Origin of the sequence: Pseudomonas sp. SORGH_AS_0211 (assembly GCF_031453455.1) — a bacterium.
Lineage (GTDB): Bacteria > Pseudomonadota > Gammaproteobacteria > Pseudomonadales > Pseudomonadaceae > Chryseomonas > Chryseomonas aestiva.
This window is the reverse complement of record NZ_JAVIZV010000001.1, coordinates 2,928,399-2,944,205: the sequence shown is the minus strand read 5'-3', so window position 1 is coordinate 2,944,205 and position 15,807 is coordinate 2,928,399. Positions and strand designations below refer to the sequence as shown.

Genomic DNA, 15,807 nt, shown 5'->3' with positions numbered 1-15,807 from the left:
ACCCGTAGGTTGGGTTGAGACAGCTCCATCGTCGAAGCCCAACAGAGCCCGGCGGCGTCGGGCTTAGTTGGCGCTCAACCCAACCTACGCCAGCCGCTGCGCCTCGAACAATTCGCCTGGTCGCACGATCTGGTCGCGGGCGGCGATCAGCGGCAGGTCGCGACTGCCGGGGCCGGTGCGGGCGACCAGGGCGTAGAGCGCGCTGACCGCATGGGACGCGGCAGCAGGTGTGGACTGGCCGTTGAGCAGTTGGCCCAGCAGCACCGCGGAAAAGACATCACCCATGCCGTTGGGCAGCGGCTGCAGGTCTAGGTAGGGCGTCTGCACCAGCCAGGCATCCGCCGCCTCCACCACCAGGGTGCTGAGGACGTCGGTGGGCAGGTCCGAGGTGCGCAGGCTGGTGATGACGATGGTCGTAGGGCCCGGTTGGCCGGGACGACCGAGCAGCAGGCGGGCGGCGCTCACGGCGTCGGCGGTGTCGGCCAGCGGCTGGCCGTGCAGCAGCTCGAATTCGTACTGGTTGGGAGTGATCAGGCTGGCCTGTTCGATGGCGCGGCGGCGCAGGAAGTCGGGGATGCCGGGACGCACGAAGATGCCGCGGCCGACGTCGCCCATCACCGGATCGCAGAGATACTGCAGGTCGCCGCGCTGACGGCGGATCTCCTGCACCACGCCAAGGATCACCTCGCCGATGGCGGCGTCGCCCAGGTAGCCGGAGAGCACCGCCACGCAGCGCTCCAGTACGCCGCGGGCGCGCAGGCCGTCGAGTACGTCGTGGATGTGTTCGGGCGGAAAGACCTGGCCCTTGAATTCGCCATAGCCGGTGTGATTGGAGAATTGCACCGTGTTGACCACCACCGGCTGCAGGCCAAGCAGTTGCAGCGGCAGGGTGGCGGCGGCATTGCCGACGTGGCCGTAGGCGACATGGGACTGGATGGACAGCGCCAGCGGCGGCTGGGCGGGCAGGGCGGCGGGCATGGCGATCTCTCGGGCGGCGGGCTCGGGGCAGGAGCCGGAAGGGTGGAGGCCTGCAGCTTACCGCAGCCCTTCCGGCGAACCCTAACCCGCCTGTGGCGGTCTGCATCGGCAGTGCAGATCGCTCCCGGCGCTGGCTACACTGGAGCGGCTGTCATTCGTCTCTAGCCCCAAGGAGAAACGGGGAATGTCCGAGCTTCGCTTCGCACGTCTGGTGTTGGGTCTGCAGGCCCTGGTCTGGTTTGGCCTCGCCCTGGCGCATTGGTTCTATCCCTACGAGATGGCCAATGCCCGCGGCATGGTACTGATGGATTCGGCGTCGGTGGCCGAGGCGCGGGTCTGGTACGGCGGCATGCAGTTCGCCCTGGCGCTGTTCGCCGTGCTGGCCTTTCGCCGGGCGGAATGGCTGTCGGCCGGCCTGCTGCTGGTGGCCTTCGTGCAGCTGACGCTGTTCGTGGTGCGGCTGATCAGCGGCGTACTGGGCGAGTCGGCCACCGCCGAGCTGGATCTCTATTCCCAGGGCTATCGCCTGGTGATCGGCATCCTGGCCCTGCTGGCGCTGCGCGCCCACCGCCGCCACGAGCAGCGGGAGCTGGAGAATCGCCGCCTCTACCAGGGCCAGTAATCGGACCGGCGCCAGCAACTAGCGCCCGGGCCGGGGCCGTGCGGTGTCGATCTGGTCGCTGCGGCTCAGGCCCAGGGTCAGTTGGCGACAGAGGTCGAGGAATTCGACCATGGCCCCGGTCTGGTACTTCTGCTTGTGCCAGATGAAGCAGAACTGGCGACGCAGATCCAGGGTCGGCGTCTCGATGGGCACCAGGGTGCCGCGGGCGAAGGCATCGCGCAGCGCCAGCCGCGACAGGCAGCCGATGCCCAGCCCCGACTCCACCGCGCGCAGGATGGCCTCGGTGTGTTCCAGCTCCAGGCGCACGTCCAGCGGCTGGGCGTGATGCCGCATGGCCTGGTCGAAGGTCAGGCGGGTGCCGGAGCCCTGTTCGCGCAGGATCCAGGCCTGGGCTTCCAGTTCGGCCTGGGCGGCCTGTCTGCCTGCCAGGGTGTGTCCGGGCGCGCAGAACGCCACCAGTTCGTCCTCGATCCAGGGCTGCACCTCCAGGTCCGGATGCTGGCAGTCGCCCTCGATCAGGCCGAGGTCGATGTCATGGTTGGCGATGCGCTGCACCACGCTGGCGGTGTTGTGCACGTGCAGCCGCACCCGGCAGTCGGGATGGCGCTGCATGAAGTCGCCCAGCAGCAGGGTGGCCAGGTAGTTGCCGATGGTAAGGGTCGCGCCGACCTCCAGGGAGCCGAAGCCGGTCTTGCCGCGCAGCAGGTTTTCCACCTCGGCGCTGCGGTCCAGCAGGGCCACCGCCTTGGGCAGCAACTGGCGCCCCAGGGCGTTGAGCGTCAAACGCTTACCGGCGCGGTCGAACACCCGGCAGTCGAATTGCCGTTCCAGTTCGCCCAGGGCGGTACTGGTGGCTGACTGCGACAGACTGAGCGCCTCGGCCGCGCGGGAAACGCTTTCCTGGCGGGCCACGGCGACGAAGACCTCGAGTTGACGCAACGTGAATCTCATATCTGCCTTTTGGATAACCTATATTCGAATTATTCATTTCACGGATATTTTCCCCCTCTATAAACTGTCGCGCAATTTCTATCCAGCCCCGGGCTGTACCGATTTTTCCTGGAGTCATCGATGAGCAACCTGTACACCGAGCGCGTCCTGAGCGTTCATCACTGGAACGACACCCTGTTCAGCTTCAAGACCACCCGCAATGCGGGCCTGCGTTTCGAGAACGGTCAGTTCGTGATGATCGGCCTGGAGACCGAAGGCGGTCGTCCGCTGATGCGTGCCTACAGCATCGCCAGCCCCAACTATGAAGAGCACCTGGAGTTCTTCAGCATCAAGGTGCCGGACGGCCCCCTGACCTCGCGCCTGCAGCACCTCAAGGAAGGCGACAACCTGATGGTCAGCCGCAAGCCCACCGGCACCCTGATCCTCAGTGACCTGAAGCCCGCCAAGCACCTCTATCTGCTGAGCACCGGCACCGGCATGGCGCCCTTCCTGAGCACCATCCAGGATCCGGAGACCTACGAGCGCTTCGAGAAGGTGATCCTGGTCCACGGCGTGCGCTACGTGAACGAGCTGGCCTACGCCGACTTCATCACCAAGACCCTGCCGGAGCACGAGTTCATCGGCGATCTGGTCCGCGAGAAGCTGATCTACTACCCCCTGGTCACCCGCGAAGAATTCCGCAACCAGGGTCGTCAGACCGACCTGATGCGCAGCGGCAAGCTGTTCGCGGACATCGGCCTGCCGCCGATCAATCCGCAGGACGACCGCGCCATGATCTGCGGCAGTCCGAGCATGCTGGACGAGACCAGCGCCGTGCTGAACGAATTCGGCCTGACCATCTCGCCGCGCATGGGCGATCCGGGCGACTACCTGATCGAGCGCGCCTTCGTCGAGAAGTAACGCGACCCGGCTTCATGAGAACCCGCCCTCCGGCGGGTTTTTCGTTTCCGCGGCCCGGCGGGCTGAACTCCGCCGGCGTCGGATCGGTCGGTTGCTGCAAGGCGTGTCATGGCGACACGCCATTGCCGGGAGCCCCCATGAAGCCCTATGTGATCTGCCATATGATGTCGTCGGTCGACGGTCACGCCCTCACCGACGGCTGGGACCGCGCCGTTAAGAAGCAGGCTGATGCCACCTACGAGCGCCTGGCCGAGCGCTTCGCCTTCGATGCCTGGGCCTGTGGCCGGGTGACCATGGAAGAGATCGCCCACGGCGAGGGCTATCCCACCGGCGTCGCCCAGGCGCCCATCCCGCGTACCCACCATTTCGCCAGGCGCGACGCCGCGAAGTACGCCCTCGCCATCGACCCCCAGGGCAAGGTGGCCTGGAAAAAGAGCGAGGCCCTGGATTCCCACGTGGTGGCAGTGCTCACCGAAGGGGTCAGCGACGATTACCTGACGCACCTGCAGAACATCGGCGCCTCCTACGTCTTCGGCGGCAAGGACGAACTGGATCTGGCGGCGGTGCTGGAGCTGCTGAACGCCGAACTGGGCATCGAGCGCCTGGTGGTGGAGGGCGGTCCCCACGTCAGCGGCTCCTTTGTCGCTGCCGGGCTGGTGGACGAGATCAGCGTGCTGATCATCCCGCTGGTGGATGGCCGCGGTGCCCATCCGGCCTCCTTCGAGATCGCCGAGCAGGCCTGGCAGCAGCCGCTGTACCTCAAGCTGGACGCGGCCGAAGCCCAGGACGACGGCAGCGTCTGGCTGCGTTATCGCCGCGGCTAGCCGAGCGCCTTGGCCAGGGCCAGGGCGTCGGCATCCGCTTCCGCCTGGGCCTCTGCCTGGGCCTGCAACGGACAGACCCCGCTGGCATAGCGGGCGATCACCTCGGGCACCTGGGCCAGTGGGACCGGGCGGCTGATGTGGTAGCCCTGGATGAAGTCGCAGCCCAGGGCGCACAGCAGGCGCAACTGCTCCAGGTGCTCAACGCCCTCGGCGGTGACCTTGAGCTTGAGCGGTCGGGCCATGCCGATGATGGCCTGGACGATCTGATGATCGGCATTGCCCTCGGCCAGGCCGACGACGAAGGAGCGGTCGATCTTCACGGTGTCGATCGGCAGGCGCTTGAGATAGGCCAGCGACGAATAGCCGGTACCGAAGTCGTCGATGGACACCGTCACGCCCAGGTCGCGGATGCGCTGCAGCAATTCGGCGGTGGGCTGCACGTTCTTGACCAGGGCGTTCTCGGTGACCTCCAGCTCCAGCCGTCGCGGCGATAGCCGGTGGTCGTCCAGGCGCCAGGCGATCTGCCCGGGCAGGGCGTCGTTGCTCAGACTGAGCGCCGAGCAATTCACCGCGATGCGCAGGTCCGCCAGGCCAGCGGCGCTCAGCTCGGCCAGGTCCTGGCAGGCGCGCTTGAGCACCCAGGCGTCCAGTTCCTCGATGAAGCCGTTGGCCTCGGCCACGCCGAGAAAGCAGTTGGGCGCCAGCATGCCCAGGCGTGGATGATCCCAGCGGATCAGGGCTTCGGCCTTGTCCAGCTGGCCGCTGGCGACGTCGAGGATCGGTTGGTAGTAGAGCTGCAGCCCACGTTCCTCGACCAGGGCCTCGCGCAATTCGGCTTCCAGCTCCAGCTGCAGCGAGATCTTCTCGCGCAGGGTCTCGTCGAAGAAGCTGTAGGTATTGCGGCCATTGCCCTTGGACAGATAGAGCGCGAGATCGGCGCTCTTGAGCAATTCTTCGCAGCAGCCGCCGTCGCGGGGATAGAGGCTGATGCCGATGCTGGTGGTCATCACCAGGGTGCGGTTGCCGATGGTGACCGGATTGCGCAACCGCTCCAGGATGCGCTGGGCCAGTTGCCGGGCTTCCTCGGGCCCGGCGAGGCTGGCGAGGATGCAGAATTCATCGCCCCCGAAGCGGGCTACCAGATCGCCTTCGCGCACCGCGTCGCGAATGATCCTGGCCATGGCCACCAGCAACTGGTCGCCGGCGTCGTGGCCGAGGCTGTCGTTGATGCGCTTGAAGTGATCGATGTCGAGGAACATCACCCCCAGGCTGCGCCCCTGCTGGGCGTGGCGTTCGAGGATCTCGGCGAAGGCCTGGTTGAAGGCGCGGCGATTGTGCAGGTCGGTGAGGGGATCGTAGTGCGCCGCCTGTTGCAGTGAGGCGCGGGCTTCGTCGAGCTGGCCGACCAGGGAATTGACCCGCTCCAGGTCGTTTTCCTTGCGCTGCAGCTGGCGATCCGCCCAGGCCGCGCCCAGGCCGCCTATCCCCAGGAGCAGGGCGATGATGGCGATGCCGACGCCGAGCTGCCAGGAATTGCTGGCGCCCTGCAGGGTGCTTTCGGTCTCGGCGGGTGCGATCAGCACCATGGACCACATGCCGGTGAAATGCATGGCGGCAATGGCCAGGCCCATCACCAGGGCGGTGGCGATGCGCAGCCAGCGATAGATGCCGGTGTAGTGACGACGAAATATCTGGATCAGTTGCAGGGCGGCGAAGCTGGCCCCTACGGCGATGGCGATCGACAGCAGGAAGGGCAGCGGGCGATAGAGCACCACGGCCTCGGTGTGTACCGCGGCCATGCCGGTGTAGTGCATGAGCACGATGCCCAGGCTCAGCACCGTACCGGCCTTGAGCCGCTGGCCCAGGGTGAGGTCGGGCTGGCTGAGGGCGGGCATGGCCATGAGTCCGGCCAGCACCACGATCAGCAGCGAGGCCAGGGTGATGAAGAGGTCGTAGTGCACCCGGGTGGGCACGGTGAAGGCCAGCATGGCGATGAAGTGCATGCCCCACACCCCGAAGCCGAAGCTCAGGGCGCCCATCAGGCTCCAGGCACGCCGCCGCGCCAGGGTACGGGTCTGGCCGATGCGCTCGGCGAACACCAGGGTGACGTAGCAGGCACTGACCGCGACGAGATAGGCGAGCGCCACCAGCCAGCCATCATGTTGGCCGTGCAGGTGCACCTGCTCTTGGGCAAGAGGGGCGACGAGGAAGTCGAGTCCCAGCCAGTTGTTCATTCCGTGGCCTCGGCAGGAAGTCTGGCGCGGCTGGAGGAAGACGGCCCGGCGGGATCTCCGTCCGGGTAGATTTCACCACGGCAACCTGCGCTCTGAGGTTAGCTTGCCTTGCCCTATCGGCGTGGTGAAGAGGGGCTTGAGTCTGCAGCCGCGCAGTTAGCGCGCGAGGTTTTTTCTGGAGCGGCAAAGTCACTTCGCCACCCGGCAGGCACAGGTTAGCGAAGCGCTCTGGATAGCTAGCTAGCGACTTTGCGATGTCACCTGGCTAGCATTATGACCGTTCGTCGAACAGGAGGCTGACGAACGGTCATGTGGGGAAGAAATCGGCCAAACAGGCCGACGAGAAAGGATTCAGCTGACCACGCGGTAGCAGGGCTCGTAGGCCGCGCCGCCGGGTAGCTTCATCCGGTGCTGCTCGACGAAGGCCTGCAGCAGCCGATCCAGCGGTCGCATGATGTCGGGATCGCCATGGATCTCGTAGGGTCCGCGTTCCTCGATCAGCTGGATGCCCTTGGCCTTGACGTTGCCGGCGACGATGCCCGAGAAGGCGCGACGCAGGTTGGCGGCCAGCTCATGGGGCGGCACGGCATGGGTCAGCTGTAGCGCGGCCATGTTCTCGTGGGTGGGATCGAAGGGGCGCTGGAAGCTTTCCTCGATACGCAGCAGCCAGTTGAAGTGGAAGGCATCGTGACGCTCGCGACGGAATTGCTTGACCGCCTTGAGGCCCTGGGCCATCTGCCGGGCCACCTCGACCGGATCGTTGACCACGATCTGGTAGTGGCGCTGGGCGGCCTCGCCCAGGGTGGCACCGATGAAGGCGTGCAACTGCTCGAGATAGGGCGCGGCGCTCTGCGGCCCGGTGAGCACCACCGGGAAGGGGATGTCTCGGTTGTCCGGGTGCATGAGGATGCCCAGCAGGTAGAGGAACTCCTCCGCCGTGCCGGCGCCGCCCGGGAAGATGATGATGCCGTGGCCAACGCGGACGAAGGCTTCCAGGCGCTTCTCGATGTCGGGCAGGATCACCAGTTCGTTGACGATGGGATTGGGCGCCTCGGCGGCGATGATCCCCGGCTCGGTGAGTCCCAGGTAGCGACCGCCCTGCAGGCGCTGCTTGGCGTGGGCGATGGTGGCGCCCTTCATCGGGCCCTTCATCACGCCCGGGCCGCAGCCGGTGCAGATGTCCAGGCTGCGCAGGCCCAGTTCGTGACCGACCTTCTTGGTGTACTTGTATTCCTCGGTGCTGATGGAGTGGCCACCCCAGCACACCACCATCTTGGGTTCCATGCCGGCGCGAAGGGTGCGGGCGTTGCGCAGCAGGTGGAAGACGTAGTCGGTGATGCCCTCGGAGCTCGCCAGATCGATGCGCAGGCTGCTCTGTTCGCTCTCGGTGTAGACGATGTCGCGCAGGGCGCTGAACAGCATCTCGCGGGTGCTGGCGATCATCTCGCCGTCGACGAAGGCGTCGGCGGGGGCGTTGATCAGTTCCAGGCGCACGCCGCGGTCCTGCTGATGGATGCGGATCTCGAAGTCCTGATAGGCCTCGAGGATGGTCTTGGCGTTGTCGCTGTGGGCGCCGGTGTTGAGGATGGCCAGGGCGCACTGGCGAAAGAGCTGGTAAAGGTTGCCCGAGCCGGCGGCGCTGAGCTGCTGGACCTCGCGCTGGGAAAGGGTCTCCAGGCTGCCCTTGGGGCTGACCTGAGCGTTGATGACCTGTCTGCTTGGAGCCATAGATGCTTCCCTATCGGTGATACGGCCGAACGGCGGCCGTAGCCGGGTGCGGACCGCCTCATGCGATCCGGCAATGTCATTGTTGGGGCCTCGGACGCCGGAATGCAAACCGGGCGGCGTCAGGACGCCGCGGTCACGTCCAGTACCCGGATCCGGTCCGCGGTCGGATAGTGCCAGTGCACCTCCACGTCCCACAGGCGCACCCCGTAGCGGCGCTCGGGCGCCGGCGCCTGATAGGCCGGCCGGGGGTCCTGAGCCAGGCACTGCTCGATCAGCTCGGCCAGGGGTTCGCCCAGCCGCTGGCCATGGGCCTCGGCCTGGGCCCGCGCGGCATCCGCCCAGCCCACCGCCAGGGCCGGCGGCGGCGCCTCGGCGATGGCGTTGTGGGCGCCCGGCGGGCTGTCGGCGTAGGGCACATAGGGCTTGATGTCCAGCACCGGGGTGCCGTCGAGCAGATCGATCCCCGAGAGCAGCAGCCGTCCCGGTTCCAGGCCGTCGAGGCGCACCACCGACTGGCCGATGCCATTGGGTCTGTGGGTGGCGCGGGTGGCGAAGACGCCCAGATACCGATTGCCACCCAGGCGCGGTGGCCGCACCCGCAGCCGTGGCTGGCTTTCCAGGGCCTGGTGGAAGAGAAACAGCAGCCAGACATGGCTGACGCCTTCCAGGCCGGCCACCGCTTCGGGCCGGTCGAAGGGCGGCAGCAGCTCCAGCACGCCACGGGCGGCCGGGGCCAGCGCGGGTTGCCGGGGAATGGCGAATTTCTCCTTGAAGCAGGAGCGGACGTGGCCGATGGGGGTGACGCTGTACTGCATGGGGCGGAGCCGTCTGACGCAGGGCCGGTCATTATGCCCTGCCCGAAGCCTCCGCGACCGCCGTGGCCGACGCCTCGCCGGCGTTGCGGCGCACCCCGCGCAGATTCATCGCCGCCAGGCCCAGCTGTAGCACGATCAGGGCATAGGCCTCCGCCTGCAGGCCCCAGGCGATCCACAGGCCGTTGCTCAGCAGGAACACCCAGAAGCCCAAATTGCGCCGGCCCTGGCGCTGGGAGGCCACCAGCCAGGCGGCGAGCAGGGTGATGGCCATGGCCGGCCATTGCAGCAGATCGAGCGCTTCCATGGAAAACCTTCAAAAGAGTGGCTAATGAAGGTGAGCCCTGGAAAGCGTCCCGAGTTCCGAAGGCTGGATTCAGGGCGCCGGATGGCGCGCCCGCGCGTAGGCGATGAAGCACTCGATATCGGCACTGCACAGGTGTCCGCCGGCAGCCAGGATCTCGGCTTCGGGCCAGTTCCACCAGGCGATGTCGAGCAGCGCCTGGCAGGTGGCCTCGGGAAAGCGCCACTTGAGGAAGCGCGCCGGATTGCCGCCCACTACCGCATAGGGCGGCACGTCGCGGGTGACCACGGTACCGGCGGCTACCACGGCGCCATGGCCGATGGTGACGCCGGAAAGGATCAGTGCATCGGTGCAGATCCAGCAGTCGCTGCCGATCACCACGTCGCCGCGGGTGCCGCCGTAATCGGTGATGTGGGCCAGGTCGTCGACGAAGGCAGGGAAGGGATAGGTGGTCACCCAGTCCAGCCGATGCAGGCCGCCAAGCAGGATGCGCACGCCCTCGGCGATGGAGGTGTAGCACCCCAGGCGCAGGGTGGCGCCTTCCTTGAGATCGAACACCTTCGGCGCGCCATAGGTGCCGGCGCCGATCTCGTAGTCGGGCAGCTCGCGGCGCAGGCGCGCCGTACGCTGATGCAGGCGGGGCAGGGCGGCCAGGGCCTGGCGTTCACGTTTCTTGCGCAGCTTGTCGAGAAAACCCATGGTGGTGCCCTGGCGAAAAGTATCCGGCAGGATACCGAAGCGCCCGGGCCGCGCTCAATCGCCGGGCTCGATCCGATCGCCCTCCACCGCCGGCAGGCCGAGCTGGTCGGCGAGATCCTGAAGGTCGCTCGCTTCGAGATCCCAGCCGCCGCTGGACACCTCGCCACCCGCCGGACCCTTTTCCCGTGGGCGCTGGATGAAGGCGGTCGCCAGCCCCAGCTCCTTGGCCGCCTGCAGGTCGCCATTGTGGGCGGCGCAGAGCATCACCTGTTCCGGTTGCAGGTCGAGCAGGGCGCAGGCACCCAGGTAGACCTCCGCGGCCGGTTTGTAGCGCTGGAAGAGATCGGCGCCAAAGAGCATGTCCCAGGGCAGTCCGGCGTGGCGGGCCATGTCCAGCAGGAGGCTGACGTTGCCATTGGACAGGGCGCAGACCGGATAGCCCTGGCGCAGCCGCGTGAGACCCGGCACGGCATCGGGCCAGGGGGTCAGCTGGTGCCAGAGGCGATTGATCCAGGCCACCTCCGCGGTGGTCAGGCCGACCAGTCCGTGGCGGGGCAGCAATTCGTCCAGCGCCAGGCGATGGACCTCGTCGAGGGGCAGCCAGGGCAGGCTGCGGGCGGCGATCTGCGGCAGGATGGCCTCGTAGGCTTCGGCGCGCCAGGCATCGGCCAGCCGCTCCCAGTCGCCCTGGACGCCATGCTTGGCGGACAGCCCCTGCAAGCCCTCGACCAGGCTGCCACGCCAGTCCACCACGGTGCCGAAGACATCGAAAAGTAGCGCCCGAACGGTCGTCGTCATGGGTAGACTCCTGCAGAAGGTTGTCTCCACCAGACGGAGCACGGATGACGGGGGTTCCCCCGGAGTGCCCGAAGGTCACCTCTCGCCAAAGGATCCCTGCATGACACTGCGTCACCTCAGCCACTGGGTGTTCGACCTCGACGGCACCCTGACCCTGGCGGTACATGACTTCGCCGCCATTCGCCTGCACCTGGGCATTCCCGAGCAGGCCGACATCCTCCACCACCTGGCCGAGCTGCCGGCCACCGAGCGCGAGGCCAAGCACGCCTGGCTGTTCGAGCACGAACGCGAACTGGCCGTCGCCGCCCGCCCGGCGCCGGGCGCGGTGGCCCTGGTACGCCGGCTGCACGAACAGGGCTGCCGGCTGGGCATCCTCACCCGCAATGCCCGCGACCTGGCGCTGCTGACGCTGGCCGCCATCGGCCTGGAAGACTGCTTCGACCCGCCTGCCGTGCTGGGGCGCGACGAGGCGGCGCCCAAGCCCGATCCGGGTGGCCTGCTGCGGCTGGCCGACCTCTGGCAGGTGGCGCCGGCCCGCCTGGTGATGGTCGGCGATCACCGCTATGACCTGGAGTGCGGGCGGGCCGTGGGCTGCCACACCCTGCAGGTCAATCAGCCGGGCGATCCCTGGCCGGCGGCGCGTGACCAGCGCTTCGAGACCTGCGCGGAGATCCTGGCGGCGCTCTGACGCTGGAAATTTGTCCGTTAGGCGTAAATAGTCTGTTGTTTGCCTGGCCGCTGGCTAAGATGCCGGCTTCGCATCCAGGTCGGGCCAGCCGTATGAGCCTCCACACGCCTTCGAGCGATCAGCCAGCCTCCAGCGATCTGCGCCAGTACGAGCGCCAGACGCTGGAAAGCCTTGCCACCGGGCTGCCCCTGACCCAGGTGCTGCACACGCTGCTGCAGCGGGTGGAGGTCCTGGCCCAGGTCCGCCTGCATGCCTGCATCCTGTTGCTCAGCGAGGATGGCCGTTATCTGCAGGACGGCATCGCGCCGAGTCTGCCGGACGCCTACAGCCGCGATCTCGGTCGGCTGGAGATCGGGCCGCTGGCGGGCTCCTGTGGCACTGCCGCCTACCGCCGCGAAGCCGTCTATGTCGAGGACATCGCCTGCGACCCACTGTGGGCCGGCGCTCGCGACCTGGCGCTGCGCTATGGCCTGCGGGCCTGCTGGTCGATGCCGCTGCTGGCCCTGGACGGTCGGTTGCTGGGCACCTTCGCCAACTATTTCCTCGAGCCGCGGCGCCCCCTGGCCGCCGAGCGCGACGCCTTCCGCCTGGTCACCGAGACCGCCGCCCTGGCCATCGAGCGCCATCAGGCGGATCTGCAGTTGCGCGAGAGCGAAGACCACTATCGGCACCTGGTGGAACTCAATCCGCAATACACCTGGACCTGCGATCCCGGTGGCCGGCGCATGGTCTTCTCGCCGCGCTGGCGGCAGCTGACCGGCCAGCCGGTACTGGAAGCCGAGACCTTCTGGGCGCTGCTGCATCCGGACGACCGCCGGACGACACGGCAGGCCTGGGACGCTGCGCGCAGCGCTGGTCAGGCTTACGATCGGGAGCACCGGGTCCGGGTGGCGGACGGCAGCCACTGCTGGCTGCGTACCCGCGCCTATCCGCGGCGCGATGCGGCGGGCACGGTGATCCGCTGGTATGGCACCAGCGAAGACATCGACGACCGCCGCGAGGCCGAGGAGGCCCTGCGCCGCGAACGCGCCACCCTGGAGCTCCAGGTGCGGGCACGGACCGCCGAACTGGAGGAGCGCAATCGCCAGCTGCGCGAGGAGATGCAGAATCGCGCCCAGGCCGAGGAGCTGCTGCGCCAGGCGCAGAAGATGGAAGCCGTGGGCCAGCTCACCGGCGGCATCGCCCATGACTTCAACAACCTGCTGGCTGGCATCCAGGCCAGCCTGGATCTCATGCGCCGCCGCCTGGCGCCGGAGGCGCTGAACGGGGTCGGCAGTCTGCTCGATACCGCCACCCAGTCGGTCGGCCGGGGCGCCAGTCTGACCCATCGACTGCTGGCCTTTTCCCGCCGCCAGACGCTCAATCCCCAGGCGGTGGACGTCACCCGGCTGATCGGCGATTTCCAGGAGTTGCTGCGGCACAGTCTCGGGCCGCAGATCCGCTGCCAACTGGAACTGGACGCCGAACTCTGGCTGGTCGACGCCGATCCGCACCAGCTGGAAAATGCCCTGCTCAACCTGGCCATCAACAGCCGCGATGCCATGCCGGCGGGCGGCACCCTGACCATCCGCGCGCGCAACTGGGTACAGCCCGACGCCGATCCGGCATTGCCGGCGGGCGACTACCTGCTGATCGAGGTAGGCGACGATGGCGTGGGCATGACGCCAGCGGTGCTGGAACGGGTCTTCGAGCCCTTCTTCACCACCAAGCCGGTGGGCCAGGGCTCGGGCCTGGGGCTGTCCATGATCTATGGCTTCGTCCGCCAGTCCCGTGGCCAGGTGAGCGTGACCAGCGCACCGGGGCAGGGCTGTCGGGTGAGGCTGCTGCTGCCGCGCCATCCGGCCCTGGCCGTCCAGCCACCCCTGGCCGTCGCCAGCGCCCCGACCGCTCGTGCGCTACCCGGTGTCCGGGTGCTGCTGGTGGAGGACGACGAGGTCATTCGCCAGTTGCTGGTGCAGGTGTGCGTCGACCTCGGCTGGCGCTATCGCGACGCCGTCGATGCCGAAGCGGCGCTGGCGGCGCTGCGCGAAGGCGAGGGCTTCGACCTGCTGATCACCGATGTCGGGTTGCCGGGGCTGAACGGCCGCTTGCTGGCCGGGGCGGCCCGTACCCTCAGACCCCACCTGCCGATTCTCTTCATCACCGGCTATGCGGCGGGCAACGAACCTCCCATGCCCCTGGTCGGCGCGCGCATGGCGCTGCTGGGCAAACCCTTCACCCTGGAGGCCCTGGTCGCCCAGGTACAGGAGCTGCTGGACGCGCCCACCGCCCTGGAGCGCTGAGGCTAGTCGCCGGCGCCGAACAGGGCCCGGCGGCCTGCGGGCGAGGTGAAGATGGCATCGCCGTTGTGACCGACGCCGAGCACCTCCACCAACTGCTGACGCAGCCCCGGATGACGGCCTTGCAGGTAATGGTAGTAATTCAGTCCGCGGGCCAGGCGATAGGGGCCCTGGGCCTCGGCGGCGCAGCCCTTGTCCAGCGCCGGATGGTTGGGGTTGGTGTCCTCGGCGCCCAGCAGATAGGTGAGATCGAGCCCCGCATAGTGCTGCTCCAGGCTGGCAGCCGGGCGTCCTTCGGCATAGGCCGGCAGATCCTGCATGCCGTATTTCCAGGTGTCGAAGTCCGGGCAGCTGGCGGCGTCGGCGAAGGGCACGGGCTGGCCCTGGGCATCCGGACGGCGGGCATCGAAATAGGCATAGGACGACGGATTGGCCACCACGTATCTCAGGCGGATGCCGTGGGCGGCGAGGGCGCGCTCGCCCTGGCCGAGCACGGCGTAGCGCTGCACCACCTGGCCACCGCCGGAATGCCCGGCGATCACCACCTCCTGCAGATTGGGCAGCAGCCGGCGCTCCGCCAGCCGTGCGAGCAGGGCGTCGAACACCGCGAAGCTGCTCAGCGGCTGCGGACCCAGGGCGGGTTCGCCACCCATCCAGGCATTGCCCTGCCAGCGCAGCAGGGTGTCCGGCAGCTGATGACGCTGGATGTCCGTTTCGTTGAGGAACTGCGGGGCGATCGCCAGGGTGTCCGCCGCGGCGCCGGCCGCCGCCGTAGCCGTTTCGCCGGAACGGAAATAGGTCGCGGCATTGCGCAGGCGACCGTGCACGATCACCAGGGCGCGGCGGATCTGCGGATGGGGCTGGTTCCAGTCGGCCGACAGCTGCAGGGTGGCCTGCGCCCGGCCAATCGGTAGCCGGTCGCCGACGATGCGGGCGACCCCCTCATGAGGCGCCGCCAGGGCGGAGCTTCAGGCCAGGGCCAGGCACAGCGCGAACAGGCGACGCATCGGGGATCTCCCGGTAGAGGTCAGAGCGCCTTGGCGGCGAAGGTGTCGCAGCTCTCCACCTTGCCACTCTCGAAGCCGGTACGGAACCACTTGACCCGTTGCGCGGAGCTGCCATGGGTGAAGGAATCCGGTACCACGCGGCCCTGCGACTGGCGTTGCAGGCGGTCATCGCCAATGGCGTTGGCGGCGTTCAGCGCCTTCTCCAGGTCACCCGGCTCCAGCCAGTTCAGCCGCTTCTGGGCATCGTTGGCCCAGACCCCGGCATAGCAGTCGGCCTGCAATTCCAGACGCACCGACAATCCGGTGGCACCCTCGGTGGGGATGCCGCGACGACGCGCCGCTTCCATCTTGCTGGTGGTGCCGGTGAGGTTCTGCACGTGGTGGCCGACCTCGTGGGCGATCACGTAGGCGCGGGCGAAATCGCCGTCGGCGCCGAAGCGCTGCTGCAGTTCCTGGAAGAAGGTGAGGTCCAGGTAGACCTTGCTGTCGACCGGGCAATAGAAGGGACCGCTGGCCGCGGTGGCGCCACCGCAACCGGATTGCACCTGGCCGTTGAACAGCACCAGCTTGGGCGGCTGATACTGCTCGCCATGGGCCTGGAAGATGCGCGTCCAGGTGTTTTCGGTCTCGCCCAGTACCACGCGGACGAAGTCCACCTGGCGATTGTCGGCCGGCGCGGTGGTCTCCTGCTGGCTCGGCGCGCCCTGGCCGCTGAGGCTGATCAGGTTGCCGAGGATCTGCGTCGGACTCTGGCCGCTGAGCAGGCCGAACACCACCACCAGGGCCACGCCGCCCAGGCCGAGGCCGCCGCCGATCTTCATGCCGCGTCCACCGCTGGCCTGTTGCACGTTGTCGCTACGTTGTCCCTTGTCCCACTGCATGGCGATTGCCTCCTGATCTTTGCTATCGCTAGGACCGCAGGGCGCGCCAAAAATGCGTTACCGGAAATGACAACGCCCGCGACGGGCGCGGGCGTTGGTGGC

General features: G+C 67.8%; 15 protein-coding genes. 5 read left to right on the top strand and 10 right to left on the bottom strand.

Annotation, left to right across the window (positions count from 1 at the left end; translation table 11 throughout):
* Window positions 1-84 precede the first annotated feature (84 nt).
* Window positions 85-978 carry a pyridoxal kinase PdxY gene (pdxY, locus tag QE393_RS13655; RefSeq protein ID WP_310044048.1) on the bottom strand — a complete coding sequence of 298 codons (894 nt, stop codon included), beginning with the start codon at window positions 976-978 and terminating at the stop codon, window positions 85-87.
* Between the two features lie 184 nt (window positions 979-1,162).
* Here pdxY and QE393_RS13650 point away from each other — a divergent pair, with 184 nt between their 5' ends.
* Entirely contained in the window at window positions 1,163-1,600 is a 438-nt protein-coding gene (locus QE393_RS13650) for a DUF4345 family protein (protein WP_133863180.1), read from the top strand.
* Between the two features lie 18 nt (window positions 1,601-1,618).
* On the opposite strand, the gene QE393_RS13645 is transcribed toward QE393_RS13650, so the two are convergent.
* A complete protein-coding gene (locus QE393_RS13645; RefSeq protein WP_310044045.1) occupies window positions 1,619-2,551 on the bottom strand; it encodes a LysR family transcriptional regulator in 933 nt (310 codons plus the stop codon).
* 120 nt (window positions 2,552-2,671) lie between these two features.
* Here QE393_RS13645 and fpr point away from each other — a divergent pair, with 120 nt between their 5' ends.
* Together fpr and QE393_RS13635 are read left to right on the top strand one after the other, a co-directional pair.
* Window positions 2,672-3,451 carry a ferredoxin-NADP reductase gene (gene fpr, locus QE393_RS13640; RefSeq protein ID WP_007160677.1) on the top strand — a complete coding sequence of 260 codons (780 nt, stop codon included), beginning with the start codon at window positions 2,672-2,674 and terminating at the stop codon, window positions 3,449-3,451.
* Between the two features lie 137 nt (window positions 3,452-3,588).
* Window positions 3,589-4,275 carry a dihydrofolate reductase family protein gene (locus tag QE393_RS13635; protein ID WP_273807910.1) on the top strand — a complete coding sequence of 229 codons (687 nt, stop codon included), beginning with the start codon at window positions 3,589-3,591 and terminating at the stop codon, window positions 4,273-4,275.
* On the opposite strand, the gene QE393_RS13630 is transcribed toward QE393_RS13635, so the two are convergent.
* From QE393_RS13630 to QE393_RS13605, 6 genes are all read right to left on the bottom strand, one after another.
* The gene (locus QE393_RS13630) at window positions 4,272-6,509 is read right to left on the bottom strand and encodes a bifunctional diguanylate cyclase/phosphodiesterase (protein WP_273807909.1); all 2,238 of its coding nucleotides are present in this window, start codon (window positions 6,507-6,509) and stop codon (window positions 4,272-4,274) included. The genes QE393_RS13635 and QE393_RS13630 overlap by 4 nt on opposite strands.
* A 351-nt stretch (window positions 6,510-6,860) precedes the next feature.
* The gene (gene ppnN, locus QE393_RS13625; protein ID WP_310044040.1) at window positions 6,861-8,237 is read right to left on the bottom strand and encodes a nucleotide 5'-monophosphate nucleosidase PpnN; all 1,377 of its coding nucleotides are present in this window, start codon (window positions 8,235-8,237) and stop codon (window positions 6,861-6,863) included.
* A gap of 119 nt (window positions 8,238-8,356) precedes the next feature.
* Window positions 8,357-9,052 carry a tRNA (N6-threonylcarbamoyladenosine(37)-N6)-methyltransferase TrmO gene (gene tsaA / locus QE393_RS13620; RefSeq protein WP_310044037.1) on the bottom strand — a complete coding sequence of 232 codons (696 nt, stop codon included), beginning with the start codon at window positions 9,050-9,052 and terminating at the stop codon, window positions 8,357-8,359.
* 31 nt (window positions 9,053-9,083) lie between these two features.
* Window positions 9,084-9,356, bottom strand: coding sequence for a hypothetical protein (locus QE393_RS13615; RefSeq protein WP_273807906.1), 273 nt, complete (start codon window positions 9,354-9,356; stop codon window positions 9,084-9,086).
* A 69-nt stretch (window positions 9,357-9,425) separates the two neighbouring features.
* Window positions 9,426-10,052 carry a CatB-related O-acetyltransferase gene (locus tag QE393_RS13610; protein ID WP_310044035.1) on the bottom strand — a complete coding sequence of 209 codons (627 nt, stop codon included), beginning with the start codon at window positions 10,050-10,052 and terminating at the stop codon, window positions 9,426-9,428.
* Window positions 10,053-10,106: 54 nt separating this feature from the next.
* The gene (locus tag QE393_RS13605; protein WP_310044033.1) at window positions 10,107-10,850 is read right to left on the bottom strand and encodes a haloacid dehalogenase type II; all 744 of its coding nucleotides are present in this window, start codon (window positions 10,848-10,850) and stop codon (window positions 10,107-10,109) included.
* Between the two features lie 100 nt (window positions 10,851-10,950).
* Between QE393_RS13605 and QE393_RS13600 the strand changes: the two genes are divergently transcribed.
* The gene (locus QE393_RS13600) at window positions 10,951-11,538 is read left to right on the top strand and encodes an HAD family hydrolase (RefSeq protein WP_310044030.1); all 588 of its coding nucleotides are present in this window, start codon (window positions 10,951-10,953) and stop codon (window positions 11,536-11,538) included.
* Between the two features lie 92 nt (window positions 11,539-11,630).
* Window positions 11,631-13,820: an ATP-binding protein gene (locus tag QE393_RS13595; protein ID WP_310044028.1), complete on the top strand. Its 2,190-nt coding sequence runs from the start codon at window positions 11,631-11,633 to the stop codon at window positions 13,818-13,820.
* 2 nt (window positions 13,821-13,822) lie between these two features.
* Here QE393_RS13595 and QE393_RS13590 read toward each other — a convergent pair whose 3' ends face one another.
* Together QE393_RS13590 and QE393_RS13585 are read right to left on the bottom strand one after the other, a co-directional pair.
* Complete coding sequence (locus QE393_RS13590) at window positions 13,823-14,776, bottom strand: alpha/beta hydrolase (protein WP_405046302.1); 954 nt, start codon at window positions 14,774-14,776, stop codon at window positions 13,823-13,825.
* A 68-nt stretch (window positions 14,777-14,844) separates the two neighbouring features.
* Entirely contained in the window at window positions 14,845-15,705 is an 861-nt protein-coding gene (locus QE393_RS13585; protein WP_273807901.1) for a neutral zinc metallopeptidase, read from the bottom strand.
* Between the last annotated feature and the right edge of the window lie 102 nt (window positions 15,706-15,807).